We start from the raw sequence: 3,189 nt of genomic DNA on the forward strand, positions 1-3,189 counted from the left end.
GCGGAGGCTGCACCGGGCTTTGGGGGGTCTTGCGCCCTTGGAGTTCCTGGCTAAGCTCAAGGAGGAGGGGGTCCCCACAGAGTCTCAAATGTGCTGGCCAACTACAGGGGGACCAATGCCCATACCGGGGTTGGTATACTTGCGGCGAAGGAGGGCCGTATGGTGACGATCGCGGTTCCAAAGGAAAGGGCCCCAGGGGAACGAAGGGTAGCCCTGGTGCCTGAGGTGGTGGCCCGCCTGGTCAAGGGGGGGGCCCGGGTGCGGGTGGAGCGGGGGGCGGGGGAAGGCGCCTACCACCCGGACGAAACCTACCTCGAGGCCGGGGCGGAGGTGGTGGAGCGAGGCGAGCTCCTAAAGGGGGCCAACCTCCTCTTCACCGTCCAGCCCCCGGACGAGGAGCTCATCGGGGGCCTCGAGGCGGGGGCCATCCTGGTGGGCTTTATCCAGGCCCACAAGAACCCTGACCGGGTGCGGGCCCTGGCGGTCAAGAAGGCCACGGTCATCGCCATGGAGCTCATCCCCCGCATCACAAGGGCCCAGAGCATGGATGCCCTTTCCAGCCAGGCCACGGTGGCGGGGTACCTGGCGGCCCTCCACGCCGCCAGGCTTTCCCCCCGCTTCTTCCCCATGCTCACCACCGCCGCGGGCACCATCCGCCCCGCCAAGGTCATGGTCATGGGGGTGGGGGTGGCGGGGCTCATGGCCATCGCCACCGCCAAGCGGCTTGGGGCCCAGGTCTTCGCTTACGATGTGCGCAAGGCCGCGGTGGAGCAGGCCCTCTCCCTGGGGGCCAAGCCCATTGAGCTCCCCATCAGCGCGGAAGGGGAAGGGGGGTACGCCCGGGAGCTCACGGAGGAGGAGAAGCGCATCCAGCACGAGGCCTTAAGGGAGCACGTGGCGGGGATGGACGCCATTATCACCACGGCCCAGGTGCCGGGCCGTAGGGCCCCCATCCTCCTCACCGAGGACATGATGGAGCGCCTGAAGCCGGGCACGGTGGTGGTGGACCTGGCGGCGGAAAGCGGCGGCAACTGCGTCCTCACCAAGCCCGGCGAGCTGGTGGAGGTCCGGGGGGTACGGGTCTACGGCCCCTTAAACCTTCCCAGCGAGCTTTCCATCCACGCCTCGGAGATGTACGCCAAGAACCTCTTGAACCTCTCCAGCCTGCTCATCCAAAACGGGGAGTTCGCCCCCAAGTGGGAGGACGAGATCATCCAAGGCGCCTTGCTGATGAAAGACGGCGAGGTGGTGCACGGGCCCACCAAGGCCCTTTTGGGAGGTGCGTGATGGAGTTTAACCTTTGGGCCGCGCTCTACATCTTTATCCTGACCGCGTTCTTGGGGTACGAGCTCATCACCCGGGTGCCGGTGATCCTCCACACCCCCCTGATGTCCGGTTCCAACTTCATCCACGGGGTGGTGGTGGTGGGGGCCATGGTGGTCCTGGGGCACGCGGACACCGCCTTGGAGAAGGCCATCGGCTTCCTGGGGGTGGTCCTGGGGGCGGCCAACGCCGCCGGGGGGTACGCGGTCACCGTGCGCATGCTGGAGATGTTTGAACGCAAGCCCAGCAAGGGAGGTGGGGCGTAATGGACCTCATCCAGCTGGCCTACCTGGTGGTGGCGGTGCTCTTCATCACCGGCCTCAAGCGCATGGCCCACCCCACCACCGCCAAAAGCGGCATCGTCTGGGCGGGTTGGGGCATGCTCCTGGCGGTCCTCGCCACCTTCTTCTGGCCGGATATGGGGAACTTCGGCCTCATGCTCACCGCCCTCCTCCTGGGCACGGTGGTGGCCTGGTGGGCGGCGGTGCGGGTGGCCATGACGGACATGCCCCAGATGGTGGCCATCTACAACGGCATGGGCGGGGGTGCGGCGGCCACCATCGCCGCGGTGGAGCTCCTAAAGGGGGCCTTTGAGAACCCAGGCCTCATGGCTCTGGCCATCCTGGGGGGGCTTATTGGGAGCGTGGCCTTCACGGGAAGCCTCATCGCCTTCGCCAAGCTCCAGGGTCTTATGCGCTCCCGGCCCATCCTCTTCCCTGGGCAGAAACCCCTGAACCTCCTGGTCCTCCTCCTCGCCCTGGGCCTTGGGGTTTACCTCCTCTTCAACGACGCCACCACCCTCATCGTCCTCTTCTTCCTCCTGGCCCTCCTCTTTGGCGTCATCATGACCTTGCCCATAGGTGGGGGGGATATGCCTGTGGCCATCTCCTTCTACAACGCCTTCACCGGGATGGCCGTGGGTTTTGAGGGCTTCGCCGTGGGTAACCCCGCCCTCATGGTGGCGGGCACCCTGGTGGGGGCTGCGGGTACCCTCCTTACCGTGCTCATGGCCAGGGCCATGAACCGCTCTGTCTGGAGCGTCCTGGTGGGGGGCTTTGGGGTGGAGCAGGCCGCGGGGGAGATCCAGGGAAGCCTCAAGCCCGTGGACGTGGAGGATGCGGCGGTCATGCTGGCCTACGCGGGCAAGGTGGTCTTCGTGCCCGGTTACGGCATGGCCCTCTCCCAGGCCCAGCACAAGTTGAAGGAGCTGGCGGACCTCTTGGAGTCCCGGGGGGTGGAGGTGAAGTTCGCCATCCACCCGGTGGCGGGGCGGATGCCTGGGCACATGAACGTCCTCCTGGCGGAGGCGGGGGTGGACTACGACAAGCTCAAGGACCTCGAGGAGATTAACCCCGAGTTTCCCACGGTGGACGTGGCCGTGGTCATCGGGGCCAACGACGTGGTGAACCCCGCTGCCCGCCGTCCGGGAAGCCCCCTCTACGGCATGCCCATCCTGGATGTGGACAAGGCCAAGAACGTCATCGTCGTCAAGCGGGGCCAGGGGAAGGGTTTTGCCGGGGTGGAGAACGAGCTCTTCTACGCGGACAACACCCGCATGCTCTACGGGGATGCCCAGGATGTCCTCACCCGGCTCATCCAGGCCCTGAAGAAGCTCTGAAGCCTGGTATGGGACTTGGAGAAAGGGCGGGCTAGGCCCTTTTTCTGGGGTCCCCACCTCGGAAAGCTTCCCTGGGGCACTTAGTGAATCCCCCGCCGCGTCACTGCGGCGGGGGCTTCCCTGTGCTCGGACAAACACATGTGAGACTGCCCCAACTAAAATGTGGGGACCACTCCAACATGAAGGAGGTCCCCACGAATGCAGCTTACCACCATCGGCCAGGAGATGTGGAAGGGAGCCCGGCTGGC

3 protein-coding genes are annotated in these 3,189 nt (G+C 66.1%); all 3 read left to right on the plus strand.

What is annotated here, in order from left to right; genetic code table 11:
• The first annotated feature begins 159 nt into the window (after positions 1–159).
• The 3 genes from WKI94_RS11675 to WKI94_RS11685 are packed head-to-tail and all read left to right on the plus strand — an operon-like array spanning position 160 to position 2,941.
• Positions 160–1,287, plus strand: coding sequence for an NAD(P) transhydrogenase subunit alpha (locus tag WKI94_RS11675; protein ID WP_337845900.1), 1,128 nt, complete (start codon positions 160–162; stop codon positions 1,285–1,287).
• Positions 1,287–1,589 carry a proton-translocating transhydrogenase family protein gene (locus WKI94_RS11680; protein WP_337845898.1) on the plus strand — a complete coding sequence of 101 codons (303 nt, stop codon included), beginning with the start codon at positions 1,287–1,289 and terminating at the stop codon, positions 1,587–1,589. The genes WKI94_RS11675 and WKI94_RS11680 overlap by 1 nt, the downstream gene beginning before the upstream one ends.
• The gene (locus WKI94_RS11685) at positions 1,589–2,941 is read left to right on the plus strand and encodes an NAD(P)(+) transhydrogenase (Re/Si-specific) subunit beta (RefSeq protein ID WP_337845899.1); all 1,353 of its coding nucleotides are present in this window, start codon (positions 1,589–1,591) and stop codon (positions 2,939–2,941) included. The genes WKI94_RS11680 and WKI94_RS11685 overlap by 1 nt, the downstream gene beginning before the upstream one ends.
• The last annotated feature ends 248 nt before the right edge of the window (positions 2,942–3,189 follow it).

The organism is Thermus sp., from assembly GCF_037444525.1.
In the GTDB taxonomy this organism is placed as follows: domain Bacteria; phylum Deinococcota; class Deinococci; order Deinococcales; family Thermaceae; genus Thermus.

Excerpts from the sequence above, each read along its gene's own strand:
- WKI94_RS11685 (WP_337845899.1), top strand. The coding sequence starts at position 1,589 with ATGGACCTCATCCAGCTGGCCTACCTGGTGGTGGCGGTGCTCTTCATC.
- WKI94_RS11675 (WP_337845900.1), top strand. The coding sequence starts at position 160 with ATGGTGACGATCGCGGTTCCAAAGGAAAGGGCCCCAGGGGAACGAAGG.
- WKI94_RS11680 (WP_337845898.1), top strand. The coding sequence starts at position 1,287 with ATGGAGTTTAACCTTTGGGCCGCGCTCTACATCTTTATCCTGACCGCG.